This window comes from Thermostichus sp. OS-CIW-31, assembly GCF_054060305.1.
Genome location: NZ_JBSSDA010000005.1, coordinates 99,826 through 120,767, shown reverse-complemented (window position 1 = coordinate 120,767; position 20,942 = coordinate 99,826). Strand labels below are relative to the sequence as shown.

14 protein-coding genes are annotated in these 20,942 nt (G+C 59.1%); 6 read left to right on the top strand and 8 right to left on the bottom strand.

From position 1 onward, the window contains the following. Positions 1-135: 135 nt before the first annotated feature. The gene (locus tag ACVWY9_RS04855; RefSeq protein ID WP_457387672.1) at positions 136-1,293 is read right to left on the bottom strand and encodes a DegT/DnrJ/EryC1/StrS family aminotransferase; all 1,158 of its coding nucleotides are present in this window, start codon (positions 1,291-1,293) and stop codon (positions 136-138) included. Positions 1,294-1,487: 194 nt separating this feature from the next. Here ACVWY9_RS04855 and ACVWY9_RS04850 point away from each other — a divergent pair, with 194 nt between their 5' ends. Next, a complete protein-coding gene (locus tag ACVWY9_RS04850; RefSeq protein ID WP_457387654.1) occupies positions 1,488-2,495 on the top strand; it encodes a glycosyltransferase family 9 protein in 1,008 nt (335 codons plus the stop codon). A 379-nt stretch (positions 2,496-2,874) separates the two neighbouring features. On the opposite strand, the gene cysK is transcribed toward ACVWY9_RS04850, so the two are convergent. Continuing rightward, the gene (gene cysK / locus ACVWY9_RS04845) at positions 2,875-3,831 is read right to left on the bottom strand and encodes a cysteine synthase A (RefSeq protein WP_011433569.1); all 957 of its coding nucleotides are present in this window, start codon (positions 3,829-3,831) and stop codon (positions 2,875-2,877) included. Between the two features lie 244 nt (positions 3,832-4,075). Here cysK and dxs point away from each other — a divergent pair, with 244 nt between their 5' ends. Next, positions 4,076-6,022: a 1-deoxy-D-xylulose-5-phosphate synthase gene (gene dxs / locus ACVWY9_RS04840; RefSeq protein ID WP_414424021.1), complete on the top strand. Its 1,947-nt coding sequence runs from the start codon at positions 4,076-4,078 to the stop codon at positions 6,020-6,022. 2 nt (positions 6,023-6,024) lie between these two features. Here dxs and ACVWY9_RS04835 read toward each other — a convergent pair whose 3' ends face one another. The 3 genes from ACVWY9_RS04835 to fbp form a co-directional block, all read right to left on the bottom strand. Further along, complete coding sequence (locus ACVWY9_RS04835; RefSeq protein WP_457387653.1) at positions 6,025-6,936, bottom strand: tetratricopeptide repeat protein; 912 nt, start codon at positions 6,934-6,936, stop codon at positions 6,025-6,027. Positions 6,937-7,129: 193 nt separating this feature from the next. Continuing rightward, positions 7,130-8,683 carry a glucose-6-phosphate dehydrogenase gene (gene zwf, locus ACVWY9_RS04830; RefSeq protein WP_457387652.1) on the bottom strand — a complete coding sequence of 518 codons (1,554 nt, stop codon included), beginning with the start codon at positions 8,681-8,683 and terminating at the stop codon, positions 7,130-7,132. 37 nt (positions 8,684-8,720) lie between these two features. After that, the gene (gene fbp, locus ACVWY9_RS04825; RefSeq protein WP_414375216.1) at positions 8,721-9,719 is read right to left on the bottom strand and encodes a class 1 fructose-bisphosphatase; all 999 of its coding nucleotides are present in this window, start codon (positions 9,717-9,719) and stop codon (positions 8,721-8,723) included. A gap of 357 nt (positions 9,720-10,076) precedes the next feature. On the opposite strand from fbp, the gene ilvD reads away from it, so the two are divergent. Beyond that, a complete protein-coding gene (ilvD, locus tag ACVWY9_RS04820; RefSeq protein WP_457387671.1) occupies positions 10,077-11,774 on the top strand; it encodes a dihydroxy-acid dehydratase in 1,698 nt (565 codons plus the stop codon). Between the two features lie 166 nt (positions 11,775-11,940). On the opposite strand, the gene ACVWY9_RS04815 is transcribed toward ilvD, so the two are convergent. The 3 genes from ACVWY9_RS04815 to ACVWY9_RS04805 all read right to left on the bottom strand — a co-directional run bounded on the left by ACVWY9_RS04815 (position 11,941) and on the right by ACVWY9_RS04805 (position 17,071). Beyond that, positions 11,941-13,941 carry a PhoX family protein gene (locus tag ACVWY9_RS04815; protein ID WP_457387651.1) on the bottom strand — a complete coding sequence of 667 codons (2,001 nt, stop codon included), beginning with the start codon at positions 13,939-13,941 and terminating at the stop codon, positions 11,941-11,943. 348 nt (positions 13,942-14,289) lie between these two features. Continuing rightward, positions 14,290-15,738, bottom strand: a complete 1,449-nt coding sequence (locus ACVWY9_RS04810) for a DUF2079 domain-containing protein (RefSeq protein WP_457387650.1) — start codon at positions 15,736-15,738, stop codon at positions 14,290-14,292. A gap of 181 nt (positions 15,739-15,919) precedes the next feature. Then, positions 15,920-17,071: an anhydro-N-acetylmuramic acid kinase gene (locus tag ACVWY9_RS04805; protein ID WP_457387649.1), complete on the bottom strand. Its 1,152-nt coding sequence runs from the start codon at positions 17,069-17,071 to the stop codon at positions 15,920-15,922. Between the two features lie 92 nt (positions 17,072-17,163). On the opposite strand from ACVWY9_RS04805, the gene ACVWY9_RS04800 reads away from it, so the two are divergent. From ACVWY9_RS04800 to fmt, 3 genes are all read left to right on the top strand, one after another. After that, positions 17,164-18,888: an electron transfer flavoprotein gene (locus ACVWY9_RS04800; protein ID WP_457387648.1), complete on the top strand. Its 1,725-nt coding sequence runs from the start codon at positions 17,164-17,166 to the stop codon at positions 18,886-18,888. Positions 18,889-19,053: 165 nt separating this feature from the next. Continuing rightward, positions 19,054-19,782, top strand: a complete 729-nt coding sequence (locus ACVWY9_RS04795; RefSeq protein WP_457387647.1) for a hypothetical protein — start codon at positions 19,054-19,056, stop codon at positions 19,780-19,782. Positions 19,783-19,862: 80 nt separating this feature from the next. Next, entirely contained in the window at positions 19,863-20,831 is a 969-nt protein-coding gene (fmt, locus tag ACVWY9_RS04790; RefSeq protein WP_457387646.1) for a methionyl-tRNA formyltransferase, read from the top strand. Positions 20,832-20,942: the final 111 nt, after the last annotated feature.

Sequence of the window (20,942 nt, the reverse complement as noted above, 5' to 3'; positions counted from 1 at the left end):
AGAGGGAGAGGGGAGTTGGGAAGCAATGGGATGGAAATGTTTCATTTCGTTTCATTCTTATTTAAAATGACTGTGGGCGTGGGTGCAGTGTTCTAGTTTGAATCGAAATGACCATAAGGCAGACATAACTGAGTGCTACGGGCAGGTTTTTTCTGAGAGGATTTCAGCAATGGCCGCAGCCACCCGCTCTTGTTGACAGGTGGTCAACTCAGGAAAACACGGCAAAGACAACACCTGAGCCGCACATAGCTCGGCATTGGGCAGATCCCCCCGCCTGTAGCCCAGCCCTCGGTACACCGGCTGCAGCGGCAACGGCAGAGGATAGTAAACCCGACTGCCAATGCCCCGCTCCTTCAGACCCTGCTGCAAATAGTCCCGCCGCCGCGAATCCAACGGCTCAGAACCCACCACCCGCACCGTGTACTGGTGCCACACCGAGTTCCCCCCCACCCCCACCTGGGGCAACATCAAGCCCGGGATCCCTTGCAGCAAGCGGTGGTAACACTCCGCAATCCCCTGCCGCCGCCAGTTCCACTCCCGCAGATAAGGCAACTTCACCGAGAGAATCACCGCCTGCAGCGCATCCAAACGACTGTTGAGACCCAGATACTCGTGGTGGTACGGACGGGTCTGCCCATGCTCCCTGAGAGCCCGCACCCGCCTGGCCAGTTGGGGATCCCGCGTCACCACCGCCCCCCCATCCCCAGCCGCACCCAGATTCTTGCTGGGAAAAAAGCTGAAGCAGCCCACCTCTCCCCAAGTGCCCACCGGCCTGCCCCCCCAGCAGGCCCCCACCGCCTGGGCACAATCTTCCACCACCGCCAAGCCGTGCCGCCGGGCAATAGCCAGAATCTGGGTCATGTTGGCCGCCTGCCCAAACAAATGCACCACCACCACCGCCTTGGTGCGGCAGGAGATGCTCCTTTCCAGCAGCTGCGGATCCAGGTTAAAGGTGCACGGATCCACATCCACAAACACCGGACGCGCCCCCACCCGGCTGATGGCGGCAGCCGAGGCAAAAAAACTAAAGGCACTGGTGAGCACCTCATCCCCCGCCTGGATGCCCAAAGCCTGCAAAGCCAACACCAGGGCATCGGTACCGGAATTGCAGCCGACGGCCTCCAGGGGGCCACCCCCCAAAAACTGGGCAAACTGCTCCTCAAAGCGCTGCACCGCCGCCCCGCCGATGTACTGGCCAGAGGCCAGCAGCGCTTCCAGCTGCGGCTGCAACACCGCGGCCAAAGCGCGGTACTGCCCCGTCAAATCCAACAGCGGAATCGGCTCCTCCGTCATGGTGCTGCCTTTGGAGAAGGTGGCGGCCACAGCCCATCATCGCGGATGAGAGCCTGTGTACACAACGCTCTGGCCCAGAAGGGTTCTGGGGTTTGTCTTCCGCGGGTCGAGCTGGCCCTGAATCTATCCACCCAATCTGAGATAGAGTAAGCGGGGATCCCCTAGGCTGGATACAGCTTTCTACAGGATGCTTTATGCAGGCGGTTTCTCCAGCAGCTAAAGCCCCTTTGGCACCTCGGATTCTGGCTTTGGTGCCGGGCGGGATTGGTGACCAGATTTTGTTTTTCCCCGCCCTGGCCAGTTTGCGGCAGCGCTTTCCTGAGGCGGAGCTGGAGGTGGTTGTGGAGCCGCGGGCAGCAGGGGCTTATGAGGTTTGCCCTTCGGTGAGTCGGGTGCTGACTTTTCCGTTCAAAGAACAGCTGTCGTTGGGGGATCTCAGCGACCTGCTGGGGCGCATTCGGGAGCGGCAGTATGACGGGGTGCTGAGCCTGGGCCGAAGCTTGGGGGTCAAGCTGTTGTTGTGGCTGACCGGCATTCCCAAGCGGGTGGGCTATGCGCCGCCGGGGCCGGGGCGACCTTGGCTGACCGACCCGGTGCCCCTGAAGCCGGCCCAGTATGCGGCCCAGATGTACCACGACCTGGTGCAGGGGTTTGGCATTGCTGCGCCGGCGGGGTTGCCCCAGATTCGTCTGAAAAAAGCAGACCTGGAGTGGGCAGAGCAGGAACGCAAGCGCCTTTTGGGGGATGCCGCTCAAGATTATGTGCTGTTGCATCCGGGGGCCAGCCAGCTGTCGCAGGAGAAGGGAATTCAGAAGATCTATCCCTCTGCCAACTGGGTCAAGGTCATCAAGGGTTTTCGGGAGCAGCGGCCGGAGCTGCCGTTGGTGCTGGTGGTGGGGCCAGAGGATGAGCAGCTGGCGGAGGGCTTTCTGGCGCAACTGCCGGAGCTGCCGGTGAGCCGTCCTGTCCGGCTGGGGCAGCTGGCGGCCTTGATTGGTGGGGCAACGCTGCTGTTGTGTGTGGACAGTGCTCCTATGCATTTGGCGGTGGCGGTGCAGACGCCGCTGGTGGCGTTGTTTGGGCCCACCGACCCGCTGCGGCTGCTGCCTTCAGAGGGGCCGTTTCGGGCGGTCAAGGGGGCCGATGGGAAGGTGGAGTCGATTGCCCCCGAGCAAATTCTGCAGGTGATCTTTCCGGCCTAGAGCCAAGGTTTTCGTGGCAGCAACCCAGTCCAGTTTCTCTGCAGGCGGACCGAGAAGCCTTCTAGCCTGGGAGATGTGTCCCTGTCTGCTTTTAGCCGGCGGGAGAGCTTGCTTTGTCACCTTGGCTCTCCTAGGCTTGCTGGCGAGCGACCGTAAGGCAGTCAGCATTGCTGTTGACCGGGGGAACTTCTGCCCTCTTGGGGGAAAGGGGCTGGGGAAGTAGGGGATTCTCATGCGGACGAAGGGACTTGAACCCTTACGCCTTGCGGCACTAGATCCTAAGTCTAGCGCGTCTGCCGTTCCGCCACGTCACTCTCACCCATGCTAGCTCGCCCTCTGGGCCAGGGCGACCTGTAGGGCAGCAGTCTCAGCATCATCGTCATCTCGAATCGGAATCCCGCTCCAAGTCGCGAAAAAGAGGTGTGCTCAGGTAGCGTTCCCCAAAACTAGGCTGGATCATTACAATCCGCTTGCCAGCGTTTTCCGGTCGCCGCCCCACCTGGATGGCTCCCGCCAAGGCAGCCCCAGTGGAAATGCCGGAGAGGATCCCTTCTTCTTTGGCCAGGCGCCGGCTGTAGACCATGCTCTCTTCATCTTCCACTGGGATCACCTCATCCAGCAGGTCGCGCCGCAGCACATCAGGCACGAATCCCGCTCCGATCCCTTCAATGCGATGAAAGCCGGGCCGTCCACCACTCAAGACGGCACTGGCCTTGGGTTCAACGGCCACCAGTCGAATGGCTGGGTTTTTCCCCTTCAAAAACTCGCCCGCCCCCGTGATGGTGCCGCCGGTACCTACCCCTGCCACCAGGATATCCACTTGACCATCGGTATCTTCCCAAATTTCCGGGCCGGTGGTTCTGGCATGGATCCGGGGGTTGGCGGGATTGGTGAACTGGCCCAACATGTAAGCGTTGGGAGTGCGGCGGACGATCTCTTCAGCCTTCCAGATGGCTTCCCCCATGCCGCCGGCGCTACTGGCCAGGTGCACCTCTGCTCCGTAGGCTTTCAACAGCAGTCGCCGCTCCAGGCTCATGCTCTCAGGCATGACGATGATGAGCCGGTAACCCTTGGCAGCAGCGGCCATGGCCAGGCCAATGCCGGTATTGCCAGAGGTGGGCTCCACCAAGATGGTCTTGCCGGGGGTGATCAAACCGGCCTGTTCGGCAGCCTCGATCATGCTGACGGCAATGCGGTCTTTCACCGAAGCGGCAGGGTTAAAGCTCTCCAATTTCACCACGATCTCGGCCAGGCACCCCTCCGATTGCGGGATCCGATTCAACCGCACCAGCGGGGTGCGACCGATGAGCTGGGTGATGTTGGCGGCGATTTTCATGGCTAACAAAAAGGAAGAAACCATCGCGGCAGTGGGCCCTAGCCCTTAACTCCGGAGCAACCGAGGGCCTTACGCGAGGCTAACCCTTGAATAAGCTCCTTGGCGTGCCCCTTTCAAGATCTCACTGCCCTTGGCCCAGCATTAAGGGGGATCCCTGCATTCCTTGAAGTTTTGAGAGGGAGGGCTACAAAACCCCTCCTGAAAATGAATTAGAGTGAGATCACACCGGAAGGACGAGTCCATTATGCACCTGAGTGACATCACTCATCCCAACCAGCTCCGAAACCTGAACCTGAGCCAGTTGCGCAGCCTAGCCCGCCAGATTCGCGACAAACATCTGCAGACGGCTGCCAATTCCCCGGTCGGCTGTCATCTGGGGCCAGGGCTGGGGGTGGTGGAGCTGACCTTGGCCCTCTACAAGACCCTCGATCTGGATCGAGACAAGGTGATCTGGGATGTGGGGCACCAGGCTTATGCCCACAAAATGCTCACCGGCAGGTACCACAATTTCCACACATTGCGCCAGAAGGGGGGGATTTCCGGCTACCTGAAGCGCAGCGAGAGCCGCTTCGATCACTTTGGGGCGGGGCACGCTTCCACCAGCATCTCGGCAGCTTTGGGCATGGCCATCGCTCGGGATCGGCGGGGAGACAACTTCAAGGTGGTGGCCATCATTGGGGATGGTGCCCTAACCGGAGGCATGGCCTACGAAGCCATCAACCACGCCGGGCACCTGCCCAAGACCAACCTGATGGTGGTGCTCAACGACAACGGCATGTCCATTTCCCCCAACGTGGGAGCGATCCCTCGCTATCTAAACCGCCTGCGCCTCAGCCCGCCGGTGCAGTTTTTGGCCGACAGCCTAGAAGAGCAACTGAAGAATCTCCCCCTGCTGGGATCCAGCCTCAGCCCAGAAATTGACCGCCTCAAGGAAACGGTGAAGCTGGTTACCGCCGTGCAAAACAACAAGGCAGGCATCATCTTTGAGGAGCTGGGCTTTACCTACGTGGGTCCGGTGGACGGGCATAACCTGGCGGAGTTGTTGGATGCCTTTGAGTTGGCCCACGGCATCTCCGGGCCGGTGCTGGTGCATGTGGCCACCGTCAAAGGCAAGGGCTACCCGCCTGCCGAAGCGGAACAGGTGGGGTATCATGCCCAATCCCGCTTCGACCTGGCCACCGGCAAGCCCTACCCGCCCACCAAGCCCAAGCCCCCCAGCTACAGCAAGGTCTTTGGCCATGCCCTCTGCAAGCTGGCCGAGCGGGATCCCCGCATCATCGGCATCACCGCCGCTATGGATACGGGCACTGGCCTGGATAAGCTCAAGGAAAAGCTGCCGGATCAGTTTGTGGATGTGGGGATCGCCGAGCAGCACGCTGTAACGTTGGCGGCTGGCATGGCCTGTGAGGGAATGCGGCCAGTGGTGGCCATTTATTCCACCTTCTTGCAGCGGGCCTACGACCAGATCATCCACGATGTCTGTATCCAAAAGTTGCCGGTCTTCTTTTGCTTGGATCGGGCGGGAGTTGTGGGAGCCGATGGCCCCACCCACCAAGGCATGTACGACATCGCCTATCTGCGCTGCATTCCGGAAATGGTGCTAATGGCTCCCAAAGATGAAGCGGAGCTACAGCGCATGGTGGTGACCGGGATCCAGTACACCCAGGGCCCCATCGCCATGCGTTACCCGCGCGGATCTGGCGTGGGGGTGCCTCTGGCAGAAGAGGGATGGGAACCCCTGCCCATCGGCAAAGCCGAGGTGTTGCGCAGCGGCGGCGAGGTGCTGATCCTGGCCTATGGGTCGATGGTGCATCCCAGCCTGCAGGCGGCGGAGATCTTGAAAGAACACGGTATCTCAGCCACAGTGGTCAATGCCCGCTTCGCCAAGCCTTTGGATACCGAGCTGATCCTGCCTTTGGCCGAACAGAGCCGCTTGGTGGTGACGGTGGAAGAAGGTTGCCTCATGGGTGGGTTTGGCTCGGCAGTGGCCGAAGCCCTGCTCGACGCCGACCTGACAGTGCCTTTGTTGCGCTTGGGGGTGCCGGATGTGTGGGTGGAGCACGCCACCCCCGAGGAATCCTTGGCAGAACTGGGCTTGAACAGCGCCGGGATTGCCGAGCGGATTCGGGCCAAGTTTCAGGCACGAGTTCTCAAGGGATCCCCTGCAGAACTTCCCACTGTCAATTCCTGAGCCTATTCCGAAAGGCCCATCCGCCGGTTGAACTGCTCGATGGCGGCTTGCTGCAGAGCTTCTGCAACAGGGCGGGTGCGCAGGAGGATCTGCACATCTCGCAGCAGGTTTTCTCGCCACAGATTCTCCCGCAACACCTGCAGGCGGGCATAGTTGGGATCCAAGCGCATGGCCTTTGCCCCCAGTTCCTCAGCTCGTTCGGTTTCTCCCCGAATGTAGAGGGCAGTCGCCAGGGCCAAATAGGGCTCTGCTACGGCATTGTTCATCTCTATCGTGCGTTCCCAGCGATCGATGGCGGCGTCCAGATCCCCCTGCTCATAGTCCACCAAGCCCATGTTGTTCATGGCCGGCCAGTAGGCGGGATCCAACTGCAAGCTCTTCTCATATTCCTGCCGGGCCGCATCCCACCGATCCAGCATGAGGTAGGCATTGCCCAGTTGGAAGCGGGCATTGGGGTTATCCGGTTGGAGGGCAACCGCTCGTTCCAGAGTCTCAGTGGCGGCAAAGTAGCTGCCCTGCCGCAAATAAGCCGATCCCAGCGAGTAGAGGACATCCCCATCTTGAGGAGATAGGGCGCGGGCCTTTTGCAACGAGGCAATCGCCTGCTCCAAGTCCCCCAGTTCTAGGTGTACGTTGCCCAAAACGTAGAGTAGCTCTGAGGAGTTGGGCACCATGGACACGGCCAGTTGCAGGCGGCGCAGCGCTTCTTCCGTTTGACCAAACTGGGCCAGCCGCAGCGAGTCGGTGGCCAGTTGCAGCGCTTGGGCCTGCATCAAGCCCCCATTGGGCAAAGGGATGTGCAGCAACACCTGGGCCTGGGCAGAGCTCCACCCTCCCATCCCCAACACAACTGCCAGGCCCACCGACAAGGCTTGCCAGGGCCGGATGGATAACCGAAACAACAGTGGCGGCATGATACCCACGCGATAAACAGGCCATGCCCATGTTAGCTGCAACAGCCGGGGATCCCTACGTCTTGGTGTTCTCTTCTGCAGCGGCCATTTGAAAGGGCTCTTGAGCTGCTCATGCTCTTCTGCCTGTTGCTGAGGGTGCCCCGGCTTACACAGAGGTGGATAGGCCATGGTTTACCAGCCGAGAGCAGCCAAATCAGAGGCGCCGCCACCGCCGCCCCGATTGGGTGAGCAAATCTTCGGCAGCCTTCGGCCCCCAGGTGCCGGCCTCATAGGTGAACAGAGGCGGTGCAGCACTGCCGCCATTGCCGCTGCCGGGCTCCGATTCCCAGGCCGATAACACCGGCGTCACCACCCGCCAAGCCGCTTCGACCTCGTCGGCACGGGTGAACAGCGTTGGATCTCCCAACAGACAATCCAGGAGCAGGCGATCGTAAGCATCCGGTGTACTCGCTCCAAAAGCCGTCCCATAGCGGAAATCCATGTCCACCGAGCGAGTGCGGATCTCTGGCCCCGGCATCTTGGCCTCAAAGCGCAACGAGATACCCTCATTGGGTTGGATGCGCAGCACCAGGATATTGGGACTCACCTCCCGAGCCGCCGATTGGAACAGGGAAAGGGGCACCTGCTTAAAGTGAATGGCCACCTCGGAGACCTTCTTGGGCAGGCGTTTCCCGGTGCGCAGGTAAAAGGGCACTCCCTTCCACCGCCAGGTGTCACATTCCAGTTTCAGGGCTACGTAGGTGGGGGTTTGCGAGTTGGGATTGACGTTAGGCTCCTGCCGATAGCCCAGCACCGGCTTGCCGGCGATCCAGCCAGGGCCGTACTGCGCCCGCACCGCTGCGGCTGCCACATTGCGGGGATCCGCTAGGCGGGTGGCCTGCAGCACCTTGGTCTTTTCGTTGCGCACCCCATCGCTGCGCAGTGAGACAGGTGGCTCCATGGCCGTCAGGCAATAGATCTGCATTAGGTGGTTTTGCACCATGTCTCGCAGGGCGCCGGCAGTGTCGTAGTAGCCGGCCCGATCCTCCACCCCCACCGTCTCCGCCACGGTGATCTGCACATGGTCGATGTAGTTGCGGTTCCAGAGAGGCTCGAAAATGGCGTTGGCAAAGCGGAAGACCAGCAGGTTTTGCACCGTCTCTTTGCCCAAGTAGTGATCAATGCGGTAGATCTGCTCTTCCTGGCAAATTCGCTGCACAAGGCGGTTGAGTTCCTGGGCCGAGGTGAGGTCGTGGCCAAAGGGCTTTTCGATCACCACCCGCGTTTTGGTCGGATCGGCCACCATGCCAGCTGCCCCCAGCTGTTGGATGGCCTGGGCATAGAAGTCCGGCGCCACCGCCAGATAGAACACTCGGTTGCCGCGGGTGCCCCGCTCTTCGTCCAGCTGGCTGAGCAGTTGCTTCAGGCGAAGATAGCTCTCAGCATCTCCGATATCGAGGCGGCAATAGAACAGGCGGCTGGCGAAGTCCTGCCAGAGGGCCTCCGGCCCCAAGTCCTGGGGGGCAAACTCCTGCACGGCAGCCCGCATCTTTTCCCGATAAACCTCGTGAGTCCAATCGCGGCGGGCCACCCCCACCAAAGTAAACTCCGGCGGCAGCCGCCGCTGCCCAAACAGCCGGTAGTAGGCCGGGAGCAGCTTGCGGGCGGCCAGATCCCCAGAAGCGCCAAACTGCACCACAATGCAGGGATCCGGGGTGCGTTCTTGGTTGAGACCAACGCGAAGGGGGTTTTCTGCCAGGGTTACCATAGGCCAGCTTGGCTCAAAGAGAAGGATTGGGAAGAACCTAGGGCACCAGAGAACCCTCTAGGCAGCGCAGCACTTCTTCCACGTTCTCGCGGCTGCCGATGATAAGGGGCACCCGTTGGTGGAGAGATTGGGGGACGATGTCTAGGATGGCCTCGGTGCCAGTGGTGGCCGCCCCGCCCGCCTGCTCGGCCAGAAAAGCCAGGGGGTTGGCCTCGTACATCAGGCGCAGCTTGCCCTCCGGTTTTTTCTGGGTGCCGGGATAGAGGTAAACTCCGCCCTGCAGGAGAATGCGGTGAAAATCCGCCACCAGAGCGCCGCTGTAACGGGAGATGTAGCCATCGCGGCGGTGAACATACCGGACATAGTTCTGGATCCCTTCGCTCCACTGGCAAAAATAGCCCTCGTTGAGGCTGTAGACGGAGCCGCGTTCAGGAATGCGGATGTCGCTGCGGGAGAGGATAAATTCCCCCAAGCTGGGATCCAACGTGAAACCGTGTACCCCCTTGCCGACGGAATAGACCAATTGGGTGCTGGGGCCGTAGAGAATATATCCCGCAGCCAGTTGGCGACGGCCCGGTTGCAGCAGGTCTTGGTTGTCCGCTTCCGGGCGATCCTCAAGAGGGTGAAGGACGGAGAAGATGGAGCCGACGCTGAGGTTGGCGTCAATGTTGGAGGATCCATCCAGGGGATCGATCATCAGGGCCAGGCGGCTGAGGGAGCAGTTTTCCGGCAGGCGAGCCGGGGTTTTCATCTCTTCCGAGACCAGCCGACACACCAGGCCCGTTTGCTCCAAAGCGCGAATGAAGGCCCGGTTGGCATAGTCATCCATCTGTTGCTGTTCTTCCCCTTGGACATTGACGCTGCCGGTAACCCCCAGCGCCCCTTCGATCAGTCCTGCCTGACTCAGCCGCCGGGCGATCATCTTGCCGGCCAGGGCAATGCGGTTCATCAGGGCGCTGAAGTCTTGGGCCTCTGCCGTAAAACTGCCAAACTGCTGTAAAACATGACGGGAGAGGGTGAGCACATCCCGCAACATCTCCCGTGAGGACTCCGTCCCGCTAACGCGGTCGGCACTGCTGGGCACTGCAGGCGAGGGGAGAGGAGAGCTGAGAACCATACGAGGCTTCGCCAACACGAAGGGGAAACACCAACACCCAGGATCCCTGGCCCCCATGTCTTGACTCGGTCTCGCTAACGCGATTGGAACCTGGGATCCCTTCTATTAGGTAGGCTGGCCGATCCTCGGCGCAGGTGCAGACAACTTACAGAGTTGCTTCAGATTTGGTCGGATCCCTCTTTCCGGGAAAGCTCATGTTCCCCCGAAGAAACGCGGTAGGATGAGTTCTACCCCTTTTCTCCTCTCCCTACTTCGTCCCGGTTTCCTCTTGCAATGATGGCCAATTCCCCTTTCCCGCTGCGCAGCCAAGTGGTCACCCAAGGGGTACAGCGCTCCCCCAACCGCGCCATGCTCAGGGCCGTAGGCTTTCGCGACGAAGATTTCGGCAAGCCCATTGTCGGCATTGCCAACGCCCACAGCACCCTCACCCCCTGCAACATGGGGATCCAAACTCTGGCGGAGCGGGCGGAGGCGGCTCTGAAGGCAGCGGGCTGTATGCCCCAGGTGTTCGGCACCATCACCATTAGCGACGGCATCTCGATGGGCACGGAGGGGATGAAATACTCGCTGGTGTCGCGGGAAGTGATTGCCGATTCCATCGAGACGGTGGTCAACGGCCAGAGCATGGATGGCCTCTTGGCCATTGGCGGCTGCGACAAGAACATGCCGGGGGCGATGATCGCCATGGCCCGCCTCAATGTACCCTCGATCTTCGTCTACGGCGGCACCATCAAGCCGGGTCACTACAATGGCCGCGACCTCACCATCGTCAGCGCTTTTGAAGCCGTAGGGGAGTTCAGCGCCGGGCGCATCTCCGAGGAAGAGCTGCTGGCGGTGGAGCGCCACGCCTGTCCTGGTGCGGGATCCTGCGGCGGCATGTACACGGCCAACACCATGTCCAGCGCGTTTGAGGCCATGGGGATGAGCCTGCCCTACTCCTCCACCATGGCTGCAGAAGACGAGGAAAAAGCCGAAAGTGCAGCCCAATCGGCCAAGGTCTTGGCAGAGGCCATCAAAGCCAACCTCCGCCCCCGCGACATCATCACCCGTAAAAGCATTGAAAATGCCATCTCGGTGATCATGGCCGTAGGGGGATCCACCAACGCCGTCCTGCACTTTCTGGCCATTGCCCATGCGGCAGAAGTGCCCCTGACGCTAGATGATTTCGAGACCATTCGTGCTCGCGTGCCTGTCCTCTGCGATCTCAAGCCTTCAGGGCGGTTTGTGGCCACCGACCTGCACCGGGCCGGCGGGATCCCCCAGGTGATGAAAATGCTGCTCAACCACGGCCTGCTGCACGGGGACTGCCTCACCATCTCCGGCCAGACCCTGGCAGAGGTGCTGCGGGATGTACCGGATGAGCCCCCCGCCGACCAAGAGGTGATCCGCCCCTGGCACAGCCCCCTGTATCCCCAAGGGCACCTGGCCATTCTCAAGGGAAACCTGGCCAGCGAAGGGGCAGTGGCCAAAATTACCGGCGTCAAGAACCCGCAAATTACCGGGCCGGCGCGGGTCTTCGATTCAGAGGAATCCTGCCTGCAGGCCATCCTCTCCGGCCAGATCCGAGCAGGGGATGTGGTGGTCATCCGCTACGAAGGCCCCAAAGGTGGCCCCGGCATGCGGGAGATGCTCTCGCCCACCTCGGCGATTATCGGCGCTGGCTTGGGAGATAGCGTTGGCCTGATCACCGATGGCCGCTTCTCCGGTGGCACCTACGGCATGGTGGTGGGCCATGTGGCTCCCGAAGCCTATGTGGGGGGCACGATTGCCCTGGTGGAAGAAGGGGATCTTATCACCATCGATGCTCCGGCTCGCCTATTACACCTGCACGTGAGCGATGAAGAACTGGCTCGCCGCCGCGCCCGCTGGTCTCCTCCTGAGCCTCGCTACAAACGGGGCACCCTAGCCAAGTACGCCAAGCTGGTCTCCAGCAGCAGCTTGGGAGCAGTGACGGATTTGAACCTGTGGGATTAATTTCCCTCACCCCCGGCTCGTCTCCCAGAGGGAGAATTGGTACTTGAGAGATAGCTCCAGATTCCTGACCCTGCAGGGATCAGCCTTGCTGGGTTAAGTGCAAGAAAGCGGCAGAGATGAAGGATCCCTGCCGCTGGGTTTTATGGGCTGACGGCCTCAGAGACAACTAGGTACCGATGATCCCGCCGTCATTTTTGGTGATCACCACCACCGCCGAGCGGGGGTAGAGATTGGGGTCGTAGTCGGGCCAGCGGGAGAAGATCTTGCCGGCGGCAAAGTCGTCCTCGCTGGTTCTGGCTCCCGGATGTTGCACGTTGATGAACATGGTGCGCTGATCGGGAGTGGTGACCACACCGGTGATCTCTTGCCCAATCGGCCCGGTCAAGAAGCGGCGAATTTCCCCTGTATCCGGATCGGCAGCCAACATTTGGTTATTGCCAAAAGGAGCAAAATCCCCTTGGTTGAGATTGCTGTCGCTGGTGTCGGTCTGGATCCAGAGGCGACGGCTGGCATCGAACCACAGACCATCGGGAGAGTTGAAGATGTTGTCTTCATTGAGGGGCTGGCCCGATAGCTTGCGGCTATCTTCAGGCGGCCCGGCCAAGACAAAGAGATCCCACTCGAAACGGGTGGCTTGAGGCCGGTCGTTGGCTTCCTTCCAACGGATGATGTGACCCCACTTGTTTTTGGGACGGGGGTTGGCAGCGTTCACCTGGTCTTGTTCCCGACGGCTGTTGTTGGTCAGGGTGAAGTAGACCATGCGGGTTTGCGGATCCACCGCTCCCCACTCGGGCCGATCCATCTTGGTGGCACCGACAAAATCCGCCGCCGTGCGGGTATTCACCAACACATCTGCTTGGCTGGTGAAGCCGTTTTCCGGGGTCAGGCCGTTTTTCCCAAACACCAGCGGCAGCCACTCGCCCGTGCCATCTTCGTTGAACTTGGCCACATACAGGGTGCCATTGTCCAACAGATGTCCACCCGCCGTTTCCTTGCGGTAGGGCTCGGCAGAGACGTACTTGTAGATGTACTCAAAGCGGGCATCGTCCCCCATATAGGCCACAATCGGCTGGCCTTCCACCGGCGGCTGGAACACCACGCCTTCGTGGGCGAAGCGGCCCAGAGCGGTGCGCTTCTTGGGAGTGCTGCTGGGATCAAAGGGATCGATCTCCACCACCCAGCCAAAGGTGTTGGGCTCATTGCGGTAGTCTTGGGTGGCATCCGCAGCGGTGGGGGTGGCATTGAAGCGGATGAACTCGTCCGCCTTGTTGCTGGCCAGCTCCCAGCCGTAGCGGGAAGTCTCGGTGCTTACGCCGTAGCGCTTGTGCTCCCGGGGCAGGTTGGGCTTTTGGTCGGGGCCTTTGCTGGTGTTGCTGAAGTAGCCAGCCCAGTTCTCCTCACAGGTGAGGTAGGTATTCCAGGGAGTGACGCCGTGGGCGCAGTTGTTCAAAGTACCCCGGGTCATTGTGCCTTCAGGGCTGAACTTGGTTTTCACGAAGTCGGATCCCCGCACCGGGCCGTGGATCTCCATGAGGGTAAGACCGGTGATGCGGCGGTTGAGGCGATCCCGCACCACTTCCCAACTGCCATCTCCCTGCTGCTTGATGTGGACAATGCTCACCCCGTGAGCATTCAGCTCTTTCAGCACCTGGTCGGGATCGCGGCTGCCGTCAGGATTGGTGGGATACAAGTCGGAATCCAGCTTTTGGCCCACAGCCGCAGCATGCATAAACCGAGGCTCGACGTACTCGTGGTTAAACACCAGCAAACCCTCGGTGGAGCTGCCCTGCCAGGGATCCTTCCCGTCAATGGGGAAGAAGTGCATGCCATCGTGGTGGCTGCCCACCTGCATTCCCTGCTCGGCACCAGTGTTTTCCAGCTTGAACTGTGGATAGGTGCCGGTGATGGGAGTACCCCAAGCCAGCAGCGGACGGGCAGTGTAGCCTTCGGGCACCACCAGTTTGTCTTCCGCGCTCACAGGAATTGCCTTGAAGCCCAGCAAAGCACTGCCACTGGCGGCTTTTGCCGATTTGGAAGCACTGTTCAGCGCAGGCAAGCCAAAAAAGGTGGCCACCGCCGCAGCAATTCCCCCCTGCAACACTTGACGCCGCTGCAAACGGCTCTCCAGGATGCTGCTGAAAGTGGGGTTGGGAGAGTGGTTACACATAGGCTCGTCCCCAGGACGAAGCTTAGGGCCATGCGAATGGATACTCACGTTGACTTCTCCTCTTGTCTTGACAAGTTTTGTTTAGAAACTTGGCGAGTCTTATAAAACAGCACCTAACCCCTGCGCTACTCTATTCGCGCATGAGGATAGGCACTACAGAGTTAGTGGCTTGAAGTTAAGAGAAGACTAAGCTCAGATTAAGCCTTGTAAGTTAAACAATTTCTTTAGATTGAAGCAGCAGTTTCTTAATCATTTGTTGCAACGAGAAGAAGACTTGGTTTAAGTCAATTAGATCAAGTGCCAATAAAGTAGTCTGCAGTCCTTAGAATTGCGATTCTTATGCGATTCTTAGAGGTCTTTTCGTAACCTAGAGAACAAATACACCCCATCTTGGTGGTACAGAAGCTGGAATTGAGTTTCCTTCTGTAAAGCTTCGATCAGGATGCGGGAGAACTCTGGACTGCTGCGCCACCCCGGATGACGGGTGTTGAGCAACACATAATCAAAGGGATCCCACTGAGAGGGCGGGGATCCATTGAAGCGGCCCTCGTCTGTAAAGTAGATTACAGGTCGCTGGGTGAGGTGAGGGCTGATCTCGTGGGTGGTGAGGACGCCCCCTTGGGTGGTGATCTGGGCAAGAGCCTGTCGGGTTGCCTGCCAAGTGTCCAGGGAGCTGAGATAAATCGAGCCAAAAAAGGTGTATTTCCCCAAGGCCAAAAAGGCCAGCGCAGACCAGATCAGAGGCAATTTTCTATCTTTTATAAAATGGCTCTGCAAGGGATGGTTTTTCACATTCTCGATGACGGCCAAGAACAAGAAAGGAACGATAGGCAAAGCGTATTGATGTACCAGATCCCGATAGGCAGGATTGCTGGAGAGTATATTCAAGCCCAGGGTAGGCAGGGCAGGGATCCAAGGATCCCAGTGTCGCCAAGAGAGGCCCCAAGCCAAAGGCGCAACCAATAAAAATCCATAAAACAGGGTGTCCAGAGAGAAGACTTTGCTCAAAACCAACATCGGCCTCAAGATTAAACTTTGAATAATTTCCACAACAGAATCGCCCAGATAGCCATAGTGGGAAACTGCTGCCGGCTCGCTGCCGCTGAAGTGAGGAATGACCCCAAAAGTGGCTATCCCAAACCAAGCTGATCCTGCTGCAATTGCCGTCCAGCCGCCCACTTGGCAGCGCCATTGCCAGCGTTCTTGAATTCGTCCTCTTTCCCAAAGCAACAGCCAGGCTCCCAGGGCGACAACATTGAGAGACAACACTGCTTTACAGCCGAGGATGCCGCTCAAACAGAGAAGGAACCCCCACAATTTTCCAGAGCGAATGCAGAGCACAGCCGCCAAGAAAAGGGGAACGGCCAAAACCTCTGGATGAAAATCAAAAAGGTTGGCGTTAAAAATGGCCGGATAGAGAAGATAGGCTGTGGCAATCACCATCACTTGGCTGGGATCGACCTTGGCCTGAAGTGCAAGGTAATAAATAGCCAATGCTCCCAAGGTTAACGCCAGGGATTGGAGCCCAAACAGCCAATAGACCGAGGGGACAATGCGGTACAAAAAGCTGATGGGATAGAGAATAAAGGCTGCGTGGTCTCCCAAGATGTGGATCCCTCGAATGGTCGAAAACGGAACCTCTCCCCGACTGATTAGATAGATGGATTGGTCGAAGATGCCAAGATCATATCCTCCAGACTGAAACAGGTGATGCCGGACAACACTACAGCCAAAGAGAATGAAGAAATTAAAAATCATGATTGCCAGCAGAAGTGGAGGCAGAGGACGATCCTTCATAAGAACTAGGGCTTTTGATTTATAGATCTTGGCAAGGTAACTTTATCGCTTTTCTCAGCCTTGCGTGACATCCTAGCGAGATCTGGATTCGGCAGAGGCTCCGCCGCAATTCCGGACATTTCTCTTTCCTCGGGAGTATGAGGAATGGCTCAAGCTTGTTGGAGATAACGATACGGATGAGTTAGGACTGGTTACGACAAGAGGGTGTGATTTGGCCCAAGATGGCAGCATGTCTTGCCCCAGTTGCTTCCGGTAAATTGTTGGTCTTACCTTGCCAGGTTTTATAGGCCAATACCGCGAAGGCAAGGGCCTCTTTGGCCTTAGAAGGGATCCCCACTTGGTCGGAAGTCAACAGGGTTGTGGTCGGCAGTTGCTCCTGCAGCAGTTGCATGAGAACAGGGTTTTGGGTGCCGCCACCGCTGAGAATAACTTGATCTGGGGTCGCGGGCAAAAAGTCCCTATAGGCTTGGGCAATGGAGCAGGCTGTGAACCCTGTGAGGGTGGCAATACAGTCGTGAGCAGATATAAATTGGGTCCAAATTTGCTCCAAATAAAGGGATCCAAAATACTCCCGACCAGTGGTTTTGGGCGGTGCCTTTTGAAAATAGGGATCCCGCATCCATTCTGCAACTTTTTCCCAGTGGACTTGGCCTTGGGCAGCCCATTTTCCATCGCGATCAAAGGCTTGTTGTCCTTGGCTGGCCCGCATCACCGCCAAATCAATCAAAACATTGCCGGGGCCGGTGTCGAAAGCCAAGGGGGATCCCCCACTGTAGAGGCTGGGGAGATAGGTAAGGTTGGCAATACCGCCGATGTTCTGGGCCACACGATGAAGGTGGGGATGCCTCAACAGAAGCCAGTCCACAAAAGCTACCAAAGGTGCGCCTTGGCCTCCTGCTGCCATGTCCCGCGCCCGAAAATTGCTCACCACCGGGATCCCGGTCAGCTCGGCAATCACCGCAGCTTCACCGATTTGCAAAGTCGAAGCTTCTGGCCCACTGGGGTTATGCCAAAGGGTTTGGCCATGGCTGCCGATGAGATCGATCTGTTGGGGGGTAAGATGGGCCGCCTGGATCCCTTGCAAGGCCGCTGCCGCAAAAGCTCGACCCAAGCGAAAGTTCAAGGTGCAGATGTGATCTACCGTGCCGGTTTTGGGATCCGCAGCCCGCAAAATCTCTGCCCGCAGCGTTGGGGAATAGGGGATCGTCTGGAAATGCATTAACTCCCACTGTAGGGGATCGTCACCCTCCAGGTGGACGATGGCTACATCGATCCCGTCTACCGAAGTGCCCGACATTAGGCCGACGACGATCATCTTGCTGGGGGCTCGCACCAGAGGCTTGAGAAGGTCTAAAGTTTTGCCCTCTTTCTCCCCTCCCCTTTTTAAGATACAGGCAGCGTATCCGGAGCTACCGCGTGGAGAGGATGAGTGAAGCCATCCGCTACGACCTTCTGTTGGTGGGGGGAAGCTCCTCCAACTTGATCTTGGCCCACCGCCTTTTGGATCTGGCCAAGCTCTCTGGGCTGAAAATCTCTATTGCCATTTTGGAAAAAGCCCGCCAATTCGGCGGTCACATCGTCAGTGGCGCCATCTGCAACCTCCAAGTGATCGCCAAGCTCTTCCCCGATTTTGAAAGCCAAGGATTTCCCCACGAAGGCCGGGTGGAAGCCAATCACTTGAGCGTGCTGGGATCCCAACAGCGCTGGGATCTGCCGGAAGCGGTGATCCCGCCGGGATTTCGCAAGCAGGGGCAGTTCATTCTCACCCTCAGCCATGTCATCCGTTGGCTGGCCGAAACCCTGCAGGAAAAAGCCAAAGGGATCCCAAATGTTACCCTCGATGTGTTCCCCGGCTTTGCCGCCCATGAAATCCTCTACGAGGGGGAGCGGGTGATCGGGGTACGGGCAAGCGATTCTGGCCAAGTGTACGAAGACTGTATCTTTGCCGAACTCACCTGCTTTGGCGACAAAGGCTTCATTTCCAAAGATCTCATCGAGAAGTTTCAACTGCGCCCCAACCCGCAATTGTGGTCGGTGGGGGTCAAAGAGGTGTGGCAGATCCCCCAGTCCCTGCAGGGGCAGGTGTGGCATACCTTGGGCTACCCGGTTTTGGATGGCAGCTTCAGCGGCGGCTTCGTCTATGGCCTTAAGGAAAACCGCCTGGCCTTAGGTCTGATCATCGGCCTCGACAGCAAAAACCCCAACCTCAACCCCCAGCAACGTCTGCAGGAGTTCAAGGCTCACCCCTGGATCCAGTCCCTAATTGCTGGCGGCAGGTTGCTCAAATATGGGGCTGCCGTGATTCCCGAAGGGGGCTACCACAGCCTGCCCACCCGGTTTGGCGTTGAGGGAGCCCTGCTGTTGGGGGATGCGCTGGGGGTGTTGGATGTGGGTAGCTTGGCCGGGGTGGATAACGCGATGGAAACCGGCTATCTGGCGGCGGGCCTCATTCACGATGGCTTCTTGAAAGGGGATCTGCGCATCCAGGCCGACTACCAAAGGGCGGTGATGGAAAGTGCAGTGGGGCAAAACCTCTACCGCAGTCGCTATTTCCGCGAGGCTTTTCTGGAGAACTCCCGCTTGCTGGAAGAATACTTGCCTCAGGTGTGCCGCAGCGTCGATGCCGGCCATCCCTGGCTGGGATCCCTGCGCTGGGGTTTACAGGATCCCGTTCGCCGCGGACGAGAAACTCTGCGCGCCTACACCCTGCTCACCGGGCGGGTCAGCCCCAGCGAGCCACCCCCGCGAGGCTATGTGGCCCCCCACGCTGCCATTCAAGCGGATTTTGTGGCCCCCACAACCTTGGCTCCCCAGGAATTGGCCTCTCGACCGGGCTATTTCTCGCGGCCCGATGCGGTTTTTTTCGCGGATCCCCGCTACCCCGAGGGTAACCGTCACATCCTGGAGTTCGACGCCGAAACCTGCCGCCGGTGCATCGCCACCTACGACAAGCTGAATCGCCCCACCCCCTGCGTGGCCGACTGCACAGCAGAGGTACACCACATCCGCGACCAAAATGGCATCCGCTCCCATGCCATGTCTTTGGAAAACTGCATCCAGTGCCGCACCTGCGAGATCATCTGTCCCCACTTAAACTTGCGGGTCAACCCCAGCTACGAGGGATCCGGGCCGGATTTCTATGGGCTGTAGCCGTTGCTGAGGTTAACTCAGTTCGCTGCAGCTCGCCTGATCCTGGGGATCTAGCAATTATCCAAAGCAGAATGGATCTGCCCATCTTGGCCGACGATCCCAGGGATCCAAGCAACCTTGGAAATTGGCTAGGTTGAGTTACGGCTTGTTGGAGATCTTTTGTCGGTGAGCGATTCTTTGGATGTCCAGGCTCCTCTGCCCGCCATTTTGGCCGATCTGCAAGAAGCTCTGGAATCCCTGGGGTTGGGCCATCTTCAGGTACAAGCGCGGCTTTCCGGCCACCGCCTGTTGCTGCGTCTAGAAGGGGATCCCTTGCCTGAGCCGAATGCTTTGCTGGAGAGCCTCTCGCCGGCCTTGGAGCAAATGGCGCTGACCCACAGGCAGCGTCAGGTGGAGCTGTTTGGCTTTCTGGCCAATGAAGGGATCCCAGAATGGCACTGCGAGTGGCGCTACCAGCCCCAGCCCAACCCCAACAGCCCTCTGTATCGCGCTCAGCGGGGGGATGGGGTAGCCATCCAGCAGGTACTGAATTACCTGTTGCGTCCAGAAGGGATCCAAGCACGGGTTCATTTCCATCCCAAGCTGGGCCTCTTGCAGGTGAACTTGCAGGCGGCAGAAGCTCCGGATCCGGCTTGGGCTAAGGATTTTCTGCGGCGAGCCTTGACCCGTCTGGAATGGACTTTTTTGCAACGGCTGCGGCTTTCCGGGCAAAAACTGGGCTCCTTTTTCCCGGCCTGGAGCCAGGAGTTCGATCTCAAACAGCCCGCCTTTTGGCAGGCCCCGCAGGTGCCCTTGACCGGGCGATCCCCCATCTCAGAGAGAGAAATCTCTCCGCTGGATAAGCCGCCACCCCCTTCTCCTGCCTCCCAGACTGAATCTCCGGGTGTCAGTTGACGGAGGAGATAGTAAGTAGCCGAGCGTTTGCAGCCGCTGGCTGAGCGTATTCTGAAGGACAGTGCTCGTTGGGGTTGGCCATGCGGGTTGTTTTTTTCGGCACGCCAGAGTTTGCCCTGCCTTCGCTGCAGATCCTGTTGCAGCCGCAGTCCCCCTTTGAAGTGGTGGGATTGGTCTGCCAGCCGGATCGGCCCCAGGGACGGGGACAAAAGGTGCTTCCCCCCCCTACCAAGGTTCTCGCCCAGGCCCACGGGATCCCTGTGTGGCAGCCTGTCCGCTTGCGGCGGGATGCAGAGGTGCTGGCAGCTTTGCAGGCCCTGGCCGCCGATGTGTTTGTGGTGGTGGCCTACGGCCAGATCTTGCCCCTGACGGTGTTGCAGATGCCCAAGCTGGGCTGTGTGAATGTGCATGGATCCCTCCTGCCCGCCTATCGTGGCGCTGCCCCCATCCAGTGGGCTATTGCCAACGGAGAAACCGAGACCGGCGTGACCACCATGCTCATGGATGAGGGAATGGATACGGGGGCCATCCTGCTCCAGGCCAAGCTACCCATTGGGCCAGAGCAAACCAGCCTAGAATTGGCACCCCAACTGGCTCAACTGGGGGCAGAACTCTTGGTGGAAACACTCCTGAAATTGGAGAAAGGCGAACTCACCCCCATCCCTCAGGACGGATCCCGGGCAACCTACGCCCCTTTGCTCAAAAAACAAGACTTTCACCTCGACTGGCAGCGCCCTGCCCAGGCCTTGCACAACCAAATCCGCGCCTTTTCCCCCAACTGTTTCACCAGTTTGAGGGGGCAGCGGATCAAAATTGTCCGCTCTGCCTCTCCTCAGTTGCACCCACCCCCTGGCGATCTCCCCCAAGGCAGCCCTGGCGAGGTGGTGGGATTGGACAGGGGAGAAGGAGTCTATGTAGCCACCGGAGAGGGATCCCTGTTGATTCGACGGGCGCAACTGCCCGGCAGAAAAGAACAATCGGCTTGGGACTTGGTCAATGGCGGCCAGCTCAAGGTGGGAATGCGCTTTGAGCCGCTCCCCGATTCTTGAGAGCCCACACACAGGGATCCCTTGGGCGTAGTCAACCCAAATGGTGGCGAATAAATGGTGGCGAATACAGTAATGAATGAAACATTTCCGTTGCATTACTCCCCTCTCCCT